Raw genomic sequence first — 17,083 nt, forward strand, 5'->3', positions numbered from 1 at the left:
GCGACGGCCCGGCGGCTCGGGGGTTTGACGGGCGACACCTCGAACACACGAACAGGCACCGAAGACCGAGGCGAGACAACGGCGCCCCGGGGGCGTACGCCCCCGGACGCGCCCTGTGCATATGCCCCTACGCCCCCGCAGCGTGACCACTCACCCGCAAACGCGTTGGTCAAGAGAGAGTTGACCACAACGGGCCGCGATCGCGGCCCGATCCTTTTCAACGCCGGTTCGAGAGGCTTGTTCATGGCCGACCACGCAACCCACGACGCCCAGGCTCGGGCCAGCCTGCACTTGCTGGTGCGGGACATCGAGCGGGTCCGCCGGCAGGTGGACGCACTGCGCACGCTCACCGCCCAACTGGGCAACGTCTACCGCCCGCGCCGCTCCGGCCCCTCCGCGGGCTTCGTCGTCTACGGACGCGCCCCCGCCCCGACCGTCCGCCTCGCCCAGGAGCTGCGGGACAGCGTCGAGACCCTGGTCACGGCCGCCGTGGACTTCGACCGCTCCCTCGGCTTCTCCTGGGACGCGGTGGGCTCCGCCCTAGGGGTCACCAAGCAGGCGGTGCACCGCCGTTACGGCGCCCGCCGCGCCGCCGCGCAGGCCGCCGCCGAGGCCGAGCGCTCCACGGAGACCTCGGGCACCCGCACGGTCGCCGTCAACACGGGCATCCCCACGATGCCGACGGTCCCCGCCGCCCGCTCCATGCCGACCCAGCCGACCGCGGGCAGCCCCACCCTCCGCGACGAGGTCAGGCCCACGGCGTTCCCGGGCCCCCGCAACGGCTGACCCCACCTCTCGCCTGCCTCCCGGCACCGTCGAAGCCGGGAGGCGGCCCAGGTCGGGGCGGCTCGGACAGGGGGCGGACCAACGCTCGTCACCCGATGTCCGGCGGATCGATCCGAATCCGTACCGGCTCACTCCCGCCCCGCGCCATCCGCGCCGCCTGGGCGGCCTTCAGCGCGGCCGCCAGCGCCGCCCCGCTCCCCGGCGGCACCCGGACGAGCGCCCGCTCCCACTGCTCCCCCGGAGGCGGCGCCCCCACCCGCCGCGGCCCCCCGGCCTGCGTGACGGGCAGCGGCACCGGCCCCAACACCTCCGCATCGCCCGGAAGCTCCACCACGGCGAGAAACCCGGCGAGCGCCTCCGCCGTACCGGACACGGCCGCCATCCGGGACACCGGTGGAAACCCCAGCTCGGCCCGCTCGGCGAGCTCGCGCACCGCGTGTCCGACGGGATCCCACCGTACGAGCGCCTGCACGGGCCGAAGGGTCGGCTCCGCGACGACCACGACCGTGCCCCCGGCTCCCTGCCCGCGGACCAGCGCCGCCGCGCCGATCCACCGCCGCAGCGCGTCCTCGCCGGCCCGCAGATCGGGCCGCGACAGCATCGTCCAGCCGTCGAGCAGCAACGCGGCCGCGTACCCGCCCTCGGCGACGGGCTCGGCCCCCGGCGTGCTCACGACGAGCGCGGGCGCACCCGGGACCGTGTCGAGCACCTGCTCGCGCCCCGACGTCCGCACGGGCACGGCCGGAAACGCCCGCCCCAGCTCCTCCGCGGTCCGCCGCGCGCCCACGACCTGGGCCCGCAGCCGGAACCCACCGCACTGCGGACAGTGCCAGGCCGCCTCGTCCCGCCCGCACCACGTGCACAGCAGCGCCCCGGCGTCCCGCGCCTCCAGCGGTCCCGCGCAGTGCCTGCAGCGAGCCGGAGCCCGGCACTGCGCACAGGCCATCCGCGGCACATACCCGCGCCGGGGCACCTGCACCAGTACGGGCCCGTGCCGCAGCCCGTCCCTCACCACCTGCCAGGCGAGGGACGGCAACCGGGCGGCCCGTGCCGCCTCGTCCCGCGCGAGATCCCCGTCCCCCACGGTCCGCACGAGCGGCGCGCTCGCCCGCACCTGCTCCCGCTCGGCGACCAGCGGCAGCGCCCACCCGCTCTCGACCAGCTGCGCGGCCTCCACCGTGCAGCCCCAACTCCCCAACAGGAAACCGCACTTGTCATGGGCGGCCCGCAGCAGCAGCACTTCCCGGGCATGCGGCTGCGGCGCGTGCTGCTCGCTGTGGCTGTCGTCGCCGTCGTCCCAGATGACGACGAGTCCCAGATCCCGTACGGGCGCGAACATGGCGGCCCGGGTCCCCACGACGGCCCGTACGGACCCACGCCGCACGGCCAGCCACTGCCGGTAGCGCTTCTCGGGCCCGGCCTCGGCCGTGAGCACCGCGTGCTGCCCCTCCCCCAGCACGGAGGACAGCGCGGCATCCACCCGCGTGACGGCCCGGCCGTCCGGCACGACGACGAGCGCGCCCCGCCCCGAGGCGAGCGTCGCGCCCACGGCTCTGGCGATCTCCTCGGCCCAGCCGGGCCCCGGCAGCGCGTTCCACACGGCCCGCGGTGCCCCGCCCGCGGCGAGCGAATCGAGAAAGGCCGCCCCCCGCCCGTACCGCGTCCAGGAACCGGTCTCGGGCATGCCGGGCGGAGCGAGCGGCGCGGGCGAGGGCCTCTGCTCGGCCCGCGCGTTGCGCGGCGGGACCGCGAGCTGCAGCACGTCCGCGAGGCTCCCCGCGTACCGGTCGGCGACGGCGCGCGCGAGTCCCAGCAGCTCGGGCCCGAGCACGGGCTCGGGCGACACGACCTGCGCGAGCGCGGCGAGCGGCCCGGAGTAGTCGGACTCGGCGAGGCGCTCGACGAGGAACCCGTCGATCAGCCCCCCGCCCTCACGACGGCCCTCCCGCACCCGATGCCGCCCGGCCCCGAACCGCACCCGAACCCGGACGCCCGGCTGCGCCTCGGCGTCCAGCTCCTCGGGCACGGCGTAGTCGAAATACCGGTCAAGGTGCAGCACACCCTTGTCGACGAGGACGCGTGCGACAGGCAGTTCCTCGGCGAGCTTCGCCCCCCGCCATGTCCGCGGCTTCGCCTTGGGCGCCCTGGCCTGCCGGACCCCTTCCCGAATCAACGCAAGCTGCTCGGGCGGCGCGCCCTCCGCGCCACCCTCATCCCACCCGTTCGCGCTGCTCACAGCAACATTCCTACCAGACCGCACTGACACCGCCGCGCGCCCGAGATCAGGCCGGCCACGGATCACGAACGCCCCGAGGGCGCTTCTGCCATGGACCACTCGGCCATACCGGTCCAAGGACCGGCAGCAGGATTCGAACCTGCGAGGGGATCACACCCCGGAAGTACCCGTGACCATCGCACCGGACGACACGACGTCAGTTCTCCCGAGTTCCAGGCGGCAGCGGACCATGATCCAGAATCACCGCGCGCCCTGGGCGCACTCCACCGAAGTAACCGCGGCCATCGCACCGGGAGACCCCGACCCTACGAACCCCGCCCCCACCCGCACCACCGATTTACCCACCCGGCAGCACCGGCCCCTCCGGGTTGTCCGCGGGGAAACGGTGAGGCCCGGCGCCCCCGAAGGGCTACCGGGCCTCGCCGTGCAAGTGTTGCCTACAGACCGACGGCCTTGCGCAGGGCCTCCACGCGGTCCGTGCGCTCCCACGTGAAGTCGGGCAGCTCGCGGCCGAAGTGGCCGTAGGCGGCCGTCTGGGAGTAGATCGGGCGCAGCAGGTCGAGGTCGCGGATGATGGCCGCCGGGCGGAGGTCGAAGACCTCGGCGATGGCGGTCTCGATCTTCTCGGCGTCGACCTTGGCGGTGCCGAAGGTCTCGACGAAGAGACCGACGGGCTCGGCCTTGCCGATGGCGTAGGCGACCTGGACCTCGCAGCGGGAGGCGAGGCCCGCGGCGACGACGTTCTTGGCGACCCAGCGCATGGCGTAGGCGGCGGAGCGGTCGACCTTGGACGGGTCCTTGCCCGAGAAGGCGCCGCCGCCGTGGCGGGCCATGCCGCCGTACGTGTCGATGATGATCTTGCGGCCGGTGAGGCCGGCGTCGCCCATCGGGCCGCCGATCTCGAAGCGGCCGGTCGGGTTCACCAGGAGGCGGTAGCCCTCGGTCTCCAGCTTGATGCCGTCGTCGAGGAGGGCCTTGAGCTCCGGCTCGACCACGAACTCGCGGATGTCGGGGGCGAGGAGGGAGTCGAGGTCGATGTCCGACGCGTGCTGCGAGGAGACGACGACGGTGTCCAGACGGACCGCCTTGTCGCCGTCGTACTCGATGGTGACCTGGGTCTTGCCGTCGGGGCGCAGGTACGGGATGGTCCCGTTCTTGCGGACCTCGGACAGCCTGCGCGAGAGCTTGTGCGCGAGGTGGATCGGGAGCGGCATCAGGTTCGGGGTCTCGTCCGTCGCGTACCCGAACATCAGGCCCTGGTCGCCGGCGCCCTGCTTGTCGAGCTCGTCCTCGTCGCCCTCGACCCGGTTCTCGTACGCCGTGTCGACACCCTGCGCGATGTCGGGCGACTGCGAGCCGATCGACACCGAGACACCACAGGAAGCTCCGTCGAAGCCCTTCTTCGACGAGTCGTAACCGATCTCCAGGATCTTGTCGCGGACCAGCTGGGCGATCGGCGCGTACGCCTTGGTCGTGACCTCGCCGGCCACGTGCACCAGGCCGGTCGTGATCAGCGTCTCCACGGCGACCCGGGACGTCGGGTCCTCACGCAGAAGCGCATCGAGAATGGTGTCACTGATCTGGTCAGCGATCTTGTCGGGGTGACCCTCGGTCACGGACTCCGAGGTGAACAGGCGACGGGACACAACGCTCCCTGTGGTTGCAGCGGCTGCTGGCTGATCATTGGTGGACGGGACGAGAGCTGCGCTCGGCGTCGTCCGAGAACAGTTTATCGGTCGCACTCGCCCACAGGCCCCCCTGTCTCGCTTCTCGGAAGCCCTGTGACCTGCGGCACGGGCATTCTGCGCCATGACGATCGTTCTCCACCAGGGTCACCACGGGCGATTTCACGCTGATGGACGCGGCGGCTGGGGTTCATGAGACATTCACACCAGGCGGCGTCCCACCAGGTCCCACACCATCTCGGCCAGAGCCTCCTTGGGTCCGTACGGCACCGGGGTCTCACTGCCGTCGGCCCCCAGCACCACGGCCTCGTTCTCCTCGGCACCGAAGGTCTTGCGCTCCCCCACCTCGTTCACGACGAGAAGATCGCACCCCTTGCGCGCCAGCTTCGTACGACCGTTGGCGAGGACGTCGTCCGTCTCGGCGGCGAAACCGACGACCACCTGGCCCGGGCGGGGACGGTCCGCCGAGATCTCCGCGAGGATGTCCGGATTGCGGACCAGAACGATCGGCTCCGGTTCCTGGTCGTCCTTCTTCTTGATCTTTCCGGCCGCGTACGAGACCGGGCGGAAGTCCGCCACCGCCGCCGCCATCACCACGGCGTCGGCGTCCGAGGCCGCCTTGAGGACCGCCTCGCGCAGCTGCACGGCCGTCCCGACCTGCACCACGTCCACGCCCGCCGGGTCCGGCAGTGCGGTGTTCGCGGCGATCAGCGTGACCCGGGCGCCCCGCGCGGCCGCCGTGCGCGCCAGGGCGTACCCCTGCTTGCCGGAGGAGCGGTTACCGAGGAAGCGGACCGGGTCGAGGGGCTCTCGGGTACCGCCGGCGCTGACGACGACGTGACGGCCGGCGAGATCGGGCTCGGTCACGCCGCGGGCGAGCACCCGGCGGCAGACCTCGAAGATCTCCGCGGGGTCGGGCAGCCTCCCCTTGCCGGTGTCGACACCGGTCAGGCGCCCCACCGCGGGCTCGATGACGACGGCACCGCGCCGGCGCAGCGTCGCCACGTTCTCCTGGGTGGCCGGGTGCTCCCACATCTCGGTGTGCATGGCGGGCGCGAAGACGACCGGGCAGCGGGCGGTGAGCAGGGTGTTGGTGAGGAGGTCGTCGGCCAGGCCGTGGGCGGCCTTGGCGAGCATGTCGGCCGTCGCGGGGGCCACCACCACCAGGTCCGCGTGCTGTCCGATGCGGACGTGCGGGACCTCGTGGACGTCCGACCAGACCTCGGTGGAGACGGGGTGACCGGAGAGCGCGGACCAGGTGGCGGCGCCGACGAAGTGCAGCGCGGAGTCGGTGGGGACGACACGAACGTCGTGGCCCGACTCCGTCAGCCTGCGCAACAGCTCACAGGCCTTGTACGCGGCGATGCCACCGCTGACTCCCAGCACGACCTTGGGCTTGTCCACCGTCTCTCCCCGAGCTCGGAAACGTACGACTCCATGACACACCACAGGCCCGGCGGTCGCGCCGCCGGGCCTGGGATGAGCGATTGAACGACTACTGCGCGGGGCCCTCGACGGCCTCGGACGTCAGCAGACCCGCGTTGATCTCGCGCAGGGCGATCGACAGCGGCTTCTCGTGGACGTGGGTGTCGACGAGCGGACCGACGTACTCGAGGAGGCCCTCGCCGAGCTGCGAGTAGTACGCGTTGATCTGACGGGCGCGCTTGGCCGCGTAGATCACGAGGCTGTACTTCGAGTCGGTGGCCTCGAGGAGCTCGTCGATCGGAGGGTTGATGATGCCCTCGGGAGCGGTGATGGAAGAGGACACGCTCTGCCTTCCGAAAGGTGGAAAATGACCTGAAATATCAAACAACTTCCATCAAGGCTAGCAGCTCACGCGCCACGTCCTCGACGGAGGTGTTGACCAGAGTGACATCGAACTCCGGCTCGGCCGCCAGTTCGATCTTGGCCGCCTCCAGGCGGCGCTCGATCACCTCGGGCGGTTCGGTGCCCCGTCCGGTGAGCCTGCGCACCAGCTCGTCCCAGGAGGGCGGAGCCAGGAACACGAGCAGGGCCTCCGACATGGACTCGCGGACCTGCCGTGCGCCCTGGAGGTCGATCTCCAGGAGTACGGGCACACCCGATTCCAGGTGCTCCAGGACGGCGGCACGCGGCGTCCCGTAGCGGTTGCCGGCGAACTCGGCCCACTCCAGCAGCTCGCCGTTGGCGATCAGCTTGTCCATCTCCTCGTCGGAGACGAAGAAGTAGTGGACTCCGTGCTTCTCACCGGGGCGTGGCTTGCGGGTCGTCGCCGACACCGAGAGCCAGACCTCGGAGTGTTCCTTGCGCATATGGGCGACGACCGTGCTCTTACCGACCCCAGAGGGGCCGGAGAGCACGGTCAGCCGCGGACGTTCACTCATGCAGCGATTATTCCAGCAATCCCGGTGTGCCCAGGACTCAGGCGCCGGAACCGCCGAACTCACGCTCCAGAGAAGCGATCTGGTTCGAGCCGAGGCCGCGTACGCGGCGGCTCTCGGAGATACCGAGTCGCTCCATGATCTGCTTGGCGCGGACCTTGCCCACGCCCGGCAGGGACTCCAGGAGAGCGGAGACCTTCATCTTGCCGATGACGTCGTTCTCCTGACCCTGCTTGATGACCTCGTGAAGCGAGGCGCCGGAGTGCTTGAGTCGATTCTTGACCTCGGCCCGCTCCCGGCGAGCCGCGGCGGCCTTTTCGAGCGCGGCTGCGCGCTGTTCAGGGGTAAGGGGCGGAAGAGCCACGCCTACGTCACCTCGGATGTCGAACTGTCGGATACGGACCGGTGAGGAACCTAGTCGCCCCACACCTGGGGAGCCACGAGCAACACGCTTGCCCGTTCTCCCCCCACTGCCTTGAAGAGCGTGGGGGGTGCCCCACTCGACGGAGACTAGCGGGCAAGTGCGCCAGAGTCAGCGAGAACAGCGGAAAAGTCCTGGTCAGCCTCCCTGGAGCCGGACATTTGAGACATACTGCCCCGGATTTGAGGATGTATTCAGACTCGCGACGCTCCGGAGGCACTCATCGGAGGACTCCCGAACGGCTGTCGCAGGACTCAGGCGGCCGTCACGGCGGCCCTGATCTCCTCCGCGAAGCGCTCCGCGGACGCACGCAGCGCGATCACGTCGGGACCGTGACGAAGAACACCCCGGCTCACGTTCGGCACGACATTGCGCACCGCCGCCCCGAAGACGCCCGCCAGATCGGCCGCCGTGGCTCCCTGGGCGCCGATGCCGGGCGCCAGGAGCGGTCCGTTGATGTCCAGGTCGTAGGAGGAGAGATCGCCCAGCGTGGCGCCGACCACCGCGCCGAAGGACCCCAGGGGCGTCTCTCCCGCGTTCTCGGCGGCGAGGTGGGCCAGCATGGTCGCTCCGACGTTACGACCGTCCCCACGCACCGCGTGCTGCACCTCGCCGCCCTCCGGGTTGGAGGTGAGCGCGAGCACGAAGAGCCCGGCGCCGCTCTCGCGCGCCAGCTCCACCGCGGGCTTCAGCGAGCCATAGCCCAGGTACGGCGACACGGTCAGCGCGTCCGAGAAGAGCGGCGCGTCCTTGCGCAGGAAGGTCTGCGCGTACGCGGCCATGGTCGAGCCGATGTCGCCGCGCTTGGCGTCCATCACGACCAGTGCCCCGGCCGCCCGCGCCTCCTCGACCGACTTCTCCAGGACGGCGATGCCGCGCGACCCGAACCGCTCGAAGAACGCGCTCTGCGGCTTGAGGACCGCGACCCGCTCGGCCAGCGCCTCGACGACGGTGCGGCTGAACCGCTCCAGGCCCGCGATGTCGTCGTTCAGGCCCCAGTCGGTGAGCAGGGAGGCGTGCGGGTCGATGCCGACGCACAGCGGGCCGCGCTCGTCCATGGCACGGCGAAGACGTGTGCCGAAGGGTTCCAGGCTCATGCGGACTTCCTCACGTCGGCGCCGACCGCGTCGGCGAGGGTGGCGTACGGGCTGGTACGGAGGCGGGCGGCGAGCCCCTTGTGGATCGCCCGGCCCCAGAAGGGGCCCTCGTAGATGAACGCGCTGTACCCCTGGACCAGCGTGGCGCCGGCCAGGATGCGCTGCCAGGCGTCCTCGGCGTTCTCGATGCCACCGACGCCCACCAGGGTGATCCGGTCGCCCACGCGCGCGTAGAGGCGGCGCAGCACCTCCAGGGAGCGTGCCTTCAGCGGCGCGCCCGAGAGTCCGCCGGTCTCCTTGACGAGCGAGGGTTCGGACTTCAAACCGAGTCCGTCGCGCGCGATGGTGGTGTTCGTGGCGATGATCCCGTCCAGGCCGAGTTCGACGGCGAGGTCGGCGACCGCGTCGACGTCCTCGTCGGCGAGGTCGGGCGCGATCTTGACGAGCAGCGGCACACGCCGGTCGGTGACCGCGCGGTCGGCGGCCTCGCGGACGGCGCTCAGCAGCGGCCGCAGTGCCTCGGTGGCCTGCAGGTTGCGCAGGCCGGGCGTGTTCGGCGAGCTCACGTTCACCACGAGGTAGTCCGCGTGCCGGGCGAGCCGCTCGGTCGACTTCACGTAGTCGCCTACGGCCTCCTCCTCGGGGACGACCTTGGTCTTGCCGATGTTGACGCCCACGACGGTCCTGAAGACGGGCGTACGGGCCCTCAGGCGCTCGCTGACGGCCGCGGAGCCCTCGTTGTTGAACCCCATGCGGTTGATCAGCGCCCGGTCCGGCACAAGGCGGAACAGCCGCTTCTTGGGGTTGCCCGGCTGCGGCTCCCCCGTGACCGTGCCGATCTCGATGTGGTCGAAGCCGAGCATCGACATCCCGTCGATCGCGACGGCGTTCTTGTCGAAGCCCGCCGCGAGCCCGAAGGGACCGTGCATCCGCAGGCCGAACGCCTCGGTCCGCAGCTCCTTGTGGCGGGGCGCGAGCGCCGCGGCGATGAACGTACGCAGCACGGGGATACGGGCGGCGAGCCGGATCCAGCGGAAGGCGAGGTGGTGGGCCTGCTCGGGGTCCATCCGCTTGAAGACCAGCCGGAAGAAAAGCTTGTACATGTCTCAGTGTCCTCTGAAGCCTCATGAAGAGGGGGACACCGTTTCCGGTGTCCCCCTCAGGGCTGCTAGTCGCGGGCCGCTGTCAGATGTTCGGCGTGTTCCTGGAGCGAGCGGACGCCCACGTCGCCGTGGTTGAGCGCGTCGATGCCCTGGACGGCGGCGGCGAGCGCCTGGACGGTCGTCAGGCACGGCACGGAGCGTGCCACCGCGGCCGTACGGATCTCGTAGCCGTCGAGACGGCCACCGGTGCCGTACGGCGTGTTGACGATGAGGTCGACCTCGCCGTCGTGGATCAGCTGGACGATGGTCCGCTCGCCGTTCGGGCCGGTGCCCTCGGACTGCTTGCGCACGATCGTCGCGTTGATGCCGTTGCGCTTGAGCACCTCGGCCGTGCCGGAGGTGGCCAGCAGCTCGAAGCCGTGCGCGACCAGCTCGCGCGCCGGGAAGATCATCGAGCGCTTGTCGCGGTTGGCGACCGAGATGAAGGCGCGGCCCTTGGTCGGCAGCGGACCGTAGGCGCCCGCCTGGGACTTGGCGTACGCCGTGCCGAAGACGGAGTCGATACCCATGACCTCACCGGTGGAGCGCATCTCCGGGCCGAGGACGGTGTCGACGCCGCGCCCGTGGATGTCGCGGAAGCGCGACCACGGCATGACGGCCTCCTTGACGGAGATCGGCGCGTCGAGCGGCAGCTCACCGCCGTCACCGTGCGCGGGGAGCAGCCCCTCCGCCCGCAGCTCGGCGACGGTCGCGCCCAGCGAGATCCGGGCGGCGGCCTTCGCCAGCGGCACCGCGGTCGCCTTCGAGGTGAAGGGGACCGTGCGCGAGGCGCGCGGGTTGGCTTCGAGGACGTACAGGATGTCGCCCGCCATGGCGAACTGGATGTTGATCAGGCCGCGGACCCCGACACCCTTCGCGATGGCCTCGGTGGAGGCCCGCAGCCGCTTGATGTCGAAGCCGCCCAGCGTGATCGGCGGCAGCGCGCACGCCGAGTCGCCGGAGTGGATACCGGCCTCCTCGATGTGTTCCATGACGCCGCCGAGGTACAGCTCCTCGCCGTCGTACAGCGCGTCCACGTCGATCTCGATCGCGTCGTCGAGGAAGCGGTCGACGAGGACCGGCCGGGAGGGGCTGATCTCGGTCGACTCGGCGATGTAGGACGACAGCCGGGTCTCGTCGTACACGATCTCCATGCCGCGCCCGCCGAGGACGTACGACGGCCGTACGAGGACGGGGTAGCCGATCTCGTCCGCGATGGCCTTGGCCTCGGCGAAGGTGGTGGCGGTGCCGTGCTTGGGGGCCGGGAGACCGGCCTGAGCGAGGACGCGTCCGAAGGCGCCGCGGTCCTCGGCGGCGTGGATCGCCTCGGGGGGCGTACCGACGACCGGCACTCCGTTGTCCTTGAGCGCCTGGGCCAGGCCCAGCGGGGTCTGGCCGCCGAGCTGGACGATGACACCGGCGATCGGGCCGGCCAGCGACTCCGCGTGGACGATCTCCAGCACGTCCTCGAGCGTCAGCGGCTCGAAGTACAGGCGGTCGGAGGTGTCGTAGTCCGTGGAGACGGTCTCGGGGTTGCAGTTGACCATCACGGTCTCGTAGCCCGCCTCGCTGAGCGCGAAGGAGGCGTGGACGCAGGAGTAGTCGAACTCGATTCCCTGGCCGATGCGGTTCGGGCCGGAGCCCAGGATGATCACCGCGGGCTTGTCGCGCGGCGCGACCTCGGTCTCCTCGTCGTACGAGGAGTAGAAGTACGGGGTCTTCGCCGCGAACTCGGCGGCGCAGGTGTCGACCGTCTTGTACACCGGGCGCACGCCCAGAGCGTGCCGCACCTCGCGCACGACGTCCTCGCGCAGCCCGCGGATCTCGGCGACCTGGGCGTCGGAGAAGCCGTGCCGCTTGGCCTCGGCGAGCAGCTCGGGGTCGAGCTTGTCGGCGGTGGCCAGCTCGTCCGCGATCTCCTTGATCAGGAAGAGCTGGTCGACGAACCACGGGTCGATCTTCGTCGACTCGAAGACCTCCTCGGGCGTGGCGCCCGCGCGGATGGCCTGCATGACGGTGTTGATCCGGCCGTCGGTGGGCCGCACGGCCTCTTCCAGGAGAAGGTCCTTGTCACCGGGCTCGCCGACGAACGTGAACTGGCTGCCCTTCTTCTCCAGCGACCGCAGCGCCTTCTGCAGCGCCTCGGTGAAGTTGCGGCCGATCGCCATGGCCTCGCCGACCGACTTCATGGTGGTCGTCAGGGTGGAGTCGGCGGACGGGAACTTCTCGAAGGCGAAGCGCGGGGCCTTCACGACCACGTAGTCGAGCGTCGGCTCGAAGGACGCCGGGGTCTTCTCCGTGATGTCGTTCGGGATCTCGTCGAGCGTGTAGCCGACGGCGAGCTTCGCGGCGATCTTGGCGATCGGGAAGCCGGTCGCCTTGGAGGCGAGCGCCGAGGAGCGCGACACGCGCGGGTTCATCTCGATGACGATGATGCGGCCGTCGTCGGGGTTGACCGCGAACTGGATGTTGCAGCCGCCGGTGTCGACGCCGACCTCGCGGATGATCGCGATGCCGATGTCGCGCAGCCGCTGGTACTCGCGGTCGGTCAGCGTCATCGCCGGGGCGACGGTGATGGAGTCGCCGGTGTGGACGCCCATCGGGTCGAAGTTCTCGATGGAGCAGACGACCACGACGTTGTCGTTCTTGTCGCGCATCAGCTCCAGCTCGTACTCCTTCCAGCCGAGGATGGACTCCTCCAGGAGCACCTCGGTGGTCGGGGAGAGCGTGAGGCCCTGGCCGGCGATGCGGCGCAGCTCCTCCTCGTCGTGCGCGAAGCCGGAGCCGGCGCCGCCCATGGTGAAGGAGGGGCGGACGACGACGGGGTAGCCGCCGAGCGTGTCGACGCCCTTGAGGACGTCGTCCATGGAGTGGCAGATGACGGACCGGGCGGACTCGCCGTGGCCGATCTTCGCGCGGACGGCCTCGACGACGCCCTTGAAGAGGTCGCGGTCCTCGCCCTTGTTGATCGCCTCGACGTTGGCGCCGATGAGCTCGACGCCGTACTTCGCCAGCACACCCTGTTCGTGCATGGAGATCGCGGTGTTGAGGGCCGTCTGGCCGCCGAGCGTCGGCAGCAGGACGTCCGGGCGCTCCTTGGCGATGATCTTCTCGACGAACTCGGGGGTGATCGGCTCGACGTAGGTGGCGTCTGCGATCTCCGGGTCCGTCATGATCGTCGCCGGGTTGGAGTTGACGAGGATGACCCTCAGGCCCTCGGCGCGCAGGATGCGGCACGCCTGGGTGCCGGAGTAGTCGAACTCGGCGGCCTGGCCGATGACGATCGGGCCGGAGCCGATGACCAGGACGGACTGGATATCGGTGCGCTTAGGCACGCTGGCCCTCCATCAGGGATACGAAGCGGTCGAACAGGTAGGCGGCGTCGTGCGGGCCGGCTGCCGCTTCGGGGTGGTACTGGACGCTGAAGGCCGGCTGGTCGAGGAGGTGGAGCCCCTCGACGACCTGGTCGTTCAGGCAGACGTGGGAGACCTCGGCGCGGCCGTAGGGGGTCTCGGAGACCTTGTCGAGCGGCGCGTCGACCGCGAAGCCGTGGTTGTGCGCGGTGATTTCGACCTTGCCGGTCGTACGGTCCTGCACCGGCTGGTTGATGCCGCGGTGGCCGTACTTCAGCTTGTAGGTGCCGAAGCCGAGGGCGCGGCCGAGGATCTGGTTGCCGAAGCAGATGCCGAAGAGCGGGGTCTTGCGGGCGAGGACCTCCTGCATGACGGCGACGGGGCCGTCGGCGGTGGCCGGGTCACCGGGGCCGTTGGAGAAGAAGACCCCGTCGGGGTTCACGGCGTACACGTCCTCGGCCGTGGCCGTGGCGGGCAGCACGTGCACCTCGATGCCGCGCTCGGCCATGCGGTGCGGGGTCATGCCCTTGATGCCCAGGTCGACGGCGGCGACGGTGAACTTCTTCGCGCCGATGGCGGGGACGACGTACGTCTCCTTGGTGGCGACCTCCTCGAAGAGGCTGGCGCCCTTCATCTCGGGCGCCTGGCGCACCTCGGCGAGCATGGTGCCCTCGTCGGGCAGCGCGTTGCCGGAGAAGATGCCGACGCGCATGGCGCCGCGCTCACGCAGGTGACGGGTGAGGGCGCGGGTGTCGACACCGCTGATGCCGACGACACCCTGGCTGCGCAGTTCCTCGTCCAGCGAGCGCCGGGCGCGCCAGTTGGAGGGCACGCGCGCGGGGTCGCGTACGACGTATCCGGAGACCCAGATCCGCTTCGACTCGGGGTCCTCGTCATTGACGCCGGTGTTGCCGACGTGCGGGGCGGTCATGACGACGACCTGGCGGTGGTACGACGGGTCGGTGAGGGTCTCCTGGTAGCCGGTCATCCCGGTGGAGAACACGGCCTCGCCGAAGGTCACCCCCGCGGCCCCGTAGGCGCGGCCACGGAAGGTCCGGCCGTCCTCCAGGACGAGTACGGCGGGAGCTGCCTTGTGCCTCTGCGAGGCGACTCCCTGGTTGGAGGTCGTCATCGTGCGCCTTCCGTCTTGGTGCTCTTGTTGATCATGTCGTTCAGGGTGTCGACCCACTCGGTGTGCTCGGCCGCGCGGTCCGAGCGGAACCCGGAGTCGATCAGCTTGTCGCCGTGCGCCCAGGTGACGACGAGCAGACCGCCCTCGCTGAGGACCTTCCCGGCGATGCCCTTGCCGAGCAGGGCCTCGCGCAGTGCCTCGGCGGGGATGAAGAAGTCGGTGGCCCCGGGGCGTACGACGTCCAGTCCCGCGTCCGTCAGCGTGAGCTCGACCCGGCTGCGGGTGCCCAGGCCGTGCGCGACGATGCGGTCCAGCCACTGCCCGGCGGTGGTGGAGCCGTGGTAGCGGCCGCTCATGCCCAGTTTCACCGGGCCGGGGTCTTCTGGCGCGGCAGGCAGCTCCGGCAGGTCACCCTGAAGGCTGCCGCGCCACTTCCAGCCCTCACGCATCAGCCAGTAGACGAGGGCGACGAACAGGACGAGGCCGACGAGCCAGCCGATCCGGGCGGCCCAGTCGGTCACTTCGGCGGACTTCTGTTCGGCAGCCACGGAGGCGGCCATCGGGATGAGAGGTGTCACGCGAGCTTCCCGTCGACGAGGGTGGCCTTGCCCCGCAGCCAGGTGTGCGTGACCCGGCCCGGCAGCTCACGGCCCTCGTAGGGGGTGTTGCGGCTGCGCGAGGCGAAGCCCGCGGGGTCCACAGCCCCACGGTATGCCGTGTCGACGAGCGTGAGGTTGGCGGGCTCACCTGCCGAGACGGGACGGCCATGGCCCGCGGCCTGCCCGATCCGGGCGGGCTTGAAGGACATGCGGTCGGCGACGCCGGCCCAGTCGAGCAGTCCGGTCTCGACCATCGTCTGCTGGACGACGGACAGCGCGGTCTCCAGGCCGACCATGCCCATGGCGGCGGCGGCCCACTCGCAGTCCTTGTCCTCGTGCGGGTGCGGCGCGTGGTCGGTGGCGACGATGTCGATCGTGCCGTCGGCGAGCGCCTCGCGCAGCGCCGTCACGTCGCGCTCGGTGCGCAGCGGCGGGTTGACCTTGTAGACCGGGTTGTAGGTGCGGACCAGCTCGTCGGTGAGGAGGAGGTGGTGCGGGGTGACCTCGGCGGTGACGTCGATGCCGCGGGACTTGGCCCAGCGCACGATCTCGACGCTGCCGGCGGTCGACAGGTGGCAGATGTGGACGCGCGAGCCGACGTGCTCGGCGAGCAGGACATCCCGGGCGATGATCGATTCTTCGGCCACCGCGGGCCAGCCCCCGAGCCCCAGCTCGGCGGAGACGACGCCCTCGTTCATCTGGGCGCCCTCGGTGAGGCGGGGCTCCTGCGCGTGCTGCGCGACCACACCGCCGAAGGCCTTCACGTACTCCAGGGCCCGGCGCATGATCACCGCGTCGTCCACGCACTTGCCGTCGTCCGAGAAGACGGTGACGCCGGCCGCGGACTCGTGCATCGCGCCCAGCTCGGCGAGCTTCTTGCCCTCCAGGCCGACCGTGACGGCGCCGATGGGCTGCACGTCGCAGTAGCCGTGCTCCTGGCCGAGCCGGTAGACCTGCTCGACCACACCGGCGGTGTCGGCGACCGGGAAGGTGTTGGCCATGGCGAACACGGCGGTGTAGCCGCCGCTCGCCGCCGCGCGCGTACCGGTCAGGACGGTCTCGGAGTCCTCACGACCGGGCTCCCGCAGATGGGTGTGCAGGTCGACGAGGCCCGGCAGGAGGACCTTGCCGTCGGCCTCGACGACCTCGGCGCCTTCGTCCGAGAGGCCGGTACCGACCGCCTCGATGACGGCGCCGTCGATCAGCACGTCCTGCGGCTCGCCCCCGAGCACCTTCGCACCACGGATCAGGATCTTGCTCATGTTCTTACTTCTCCTCGGTACGGGTGTGGGTGACGGCGGGCTCGTTGCCGCCCAGGAGCAGGTAGAGCACGGCCATGCGGATCGAGACGCCGTTCGCCACCTGCTCGACGACGGTGCAGCGGTCGGAGTCGGCGACCTCGGCGGTGATCTCCATGCCGCGGACCATCGGGCCGGGGTGCATCACGATGGCGTGCTCGGGCATCTTCGCCATGCGGTCGCCGTCGAGGCCGTAGCGCCGCGAGTACTCGCGCTCGGTCGGGAAGAACGCCGCGTTCATCCGCTCGCGCTGGACGCGCAGCATCATCACCGCGTCGGACTTGGAGAGGGTGCTGTCGAGGTCGTAGGAGATCTCGCAGGGCCAGGACTCCACGCCGACGGGCACCAGGGTGGGCGGGGCGACGAGGGTGACCTCGGCGCCGAGGGTGTGCAGCAGGTCGACGTTGGAGCGGGCGACCCGGCTGTGCAGGACGTCGCCGACGATCGTGATGTGCTTGCCGGCCAGGTCCTGGCCGATGCCGGCGTCACGGCCGACCAGGCGCCGTCGCATGGTGAAGGCGTCGAGCAGGGCCTGCGTGGGGTGCTGGTGGGTGCCGTCACCCGCGTTGATGACGGCGGCGTCGATCCAGCCGGAGGTGGCGAGCCGGTACGGGGCTCCGGAGGCGCCGTGCCGGATGACGACGGCGTCGACGCCCATGGCTTCGAGGGTCTGGGCGGTGTCCTTCAGGGACTCCCCCTTGGACACCGAGGAACCCTTGGCGGTGAAGTTGATGACGTCCGCGGAGAGGCGCTTCTCGGCGGCCTCGAAGGAGATCCGGGTACGGGTCGAGTCCTCGAAGAAGAGATTGACGACGGTGCGGCCGCGCAGGGTCGGCAGCTTCTTGATCGGCCGGTCGGCGACCCGGGCCATCTCCTCGGCGGTGTCGAGGATCAGGACGGCGTCGTCGCGGGTGAGGTCGGCGGCCGAGATGAGATGACGCTGCATCTGTCAGGCTCCGTAAGGCAGTTCAGGA

At 70.7% G+C, this 17,083-nt stretch carries 14 protein-coding genes; 1 reads left to right on the plus strand and 13 read right to left on the minus strand.

The genetic code is table 11. The features are described from left to right. Positions 1-243: 243 nt before the first annotated feature. On the plus strand, positions 244-786 hold the full coding sequence (locus ACFZDJ_RS20660; RefSeq protein ID WP_390936650.1) for a hypothetical protein: 543 nt from the start codon (positions 244-246) through the stop codon (positions 784-786). A gap of 88 nt (positions 787-874) precedes the next feature. Here ACFZDJ_RS20660 and ACFZDJ_RS20665 read toward each other — a convergent pair whose 3' ends face one another. The 13 genes from ACFZDJ_RS20665 to ACFZDJ_RS20725 all read right to left on the minus strand — a co-directional run bounded on the left by ACFZDJ_RS20665 (position 875) and on the right by ACFZDJ_RS20725 (position 17,055). Then, on the minus strand, positions 875-3,022 hold the full coding sequence (locus ACFZDJ_RS20665) for a primosomal protein N' (RefSeq protein WP_391060685.1): 2,148 nt from the start codon (positions 3,020-3,022) through the stop codon (positions 875-877). A 437-nt stretch (positions 3,023-3,459) separates the two neighbouring features. Next, positions 3,460-4,668 (minus strand): methionine adenosyltransferase, encoded by a 1,209-nt coding sequence (metK, locus tag ACFZDJ_RS20670; protein ID WP_190173394.1) that lies wholly within the window; start codon positions 4,666-4,668, stop codon positions 3,460-3,462. A 240-nt stretch (positions 4,669-4,908) separates the two neighbouring features. Further along, a complete protein-coding gene (gene coaBC, locus ACFZDJ_RS20675) occupies positions 4,909-6,111 on the minus strand; it encodes a bifunctional phosphopantothenoylcysteine decarboxylase/phosphopantothenate--cysteine ligase CoaBC (protein ID WP_390936655.1) in 1,203 nt (400 codons plus the stop codon). Between the two features lie 91 nt (positions 6,112-6,202). Further along, on the minus strand, positions 6,203-6,475 hold the full coding sequence (gene rpoZ, locus ACFZDJ_RS20680; RefSeq protein ID WP_003982715.1) for a DNA-directed RNA polymerase subunit omega: 273 nt from the start codon (positions 6,473-6,475) through the stop codon (positions 6,203-6,205). Between the two features lie 37 nt (positions 6,476-6,512). After that, a complete protein-coding gene (gene gmk / locus ACFZDJ_RS20685) occupies positions 6,513-7,070 on the minus strand; it encodes a guanylate kinase (RefSeq protein WP_390936657.1) in 558 nt (185 codons plus the stop codon). 37 nt (positions 7,071-7,107) lie between these two features. Continuing rightward, positions 7,108-7,431, minus strand: a complete 324-nt coding sequence (locus ACFZDJ_RS20690; protein WP_016638838.1) for an integration host factor — start codon at positions 7,429-7,431, stop codon at positions 7,108-7,110. Positions 7,432-7,742: 311 nt separating this feature from the next. Next, on the minus strand, positions 7,743-8,585 hold the full coding sequence (pyrF, locus tag ACFZDJ_RS20695; RefSeq protein WP_390936660.1) for an orotidine-5'-phosphate decarboxylase: 843 nt from the start codon (positions 8,583-8,585) through the stop codon (positions 7,743-7,745). Continuing rightward, positions 8,582-9,688 carry a quinone-dependent dihydroorotate dehydrogenase gene (locus ACFZDJ_RS20700; RefSeq protein ID WP_168507253.1) on the minus strand — a complete coding sequence of 369 codons (1,107 nt, stop codon included), beginning with the start codon at positions 9,686-9,688 and terminating at the stop codon, positions 8,582-8,584. Before ACFZDJ_RS20700 ends, pyrF begins: the two co-directional genes overlap by 4 nt. Positions 9,689-9,753: 65 nt before the next feature. Beyond that, complete coding sequence (carB, locus tag ACFZDJ_RS20705; RefSeq protein WP_391060688.1) at positions 9,754-13,062, minus strand: carbamoyl-phosphate synthase large subunit; 3,309 nt, start codon at positions 13,060-13,062, stop codon at positions 9,754-9,756. Beyond that, complete coding sequence (gene carA / locus ACFZDJ_RS20710) at positions 13,055-14,212, minus strand: glutamine-hydrolyzing carbamoyl-phosphate synthase small subunit (protein WP_390936667.1); 1,158 nt, start codon at positions 14,210-14,212, stop codon at positions 13,055-13,057. The genes carB and carA overlap by 8 nt, the downstream gene beginning before the upstream one ends. Then, entirely contained in the window at positions 14,209-14,772 is a 564-nt protein-coding gene (locus ACFZDJ_RS20715; RefSeq protein ID WP_384918122.1) for a hypothetical protein, read from the minus strand. Before ACFZDJ_RS20715 ends, carA begins: the two co-directional genes overlap by 4 nt. 14 nt (positions 14,773-14,786) lie before the next feature. Then, entirely contained in the window at positions 14,787-16,073 is a 1,287-nt protein-coding gene (locus tag ACFZDJ_RS20720) for a dihydroorotase (RefSeq protein ID WP_101406264.1), read from the minus strand. A 4-nt stretch (positions 16,074-16,077) separates the two neighbouring features. Further along, positions 16,078-17,055, minus strand: a complete 978-nt coding sequence (locus ACFZDJ_RS20725; protein WP_391060690.1) for an aspartate carbamoyltransferase catalytic subunit — start codon at positions 17,053-17,055, stop codon at positions 16,078-16,080. Between the last annotated feature and the right edge of the window lie 28 nt (positions 17,056-17,083).

Source organism: Streptomyces sp. NPDC007896 (genome assembly GCF_042959425.1).
Taxonomy (GTDB): domain Bacteria; phylum Actinomycetota; class Actinomycetes; order Streptomycetales; family Streptomycetaceae; genus Streptomyces.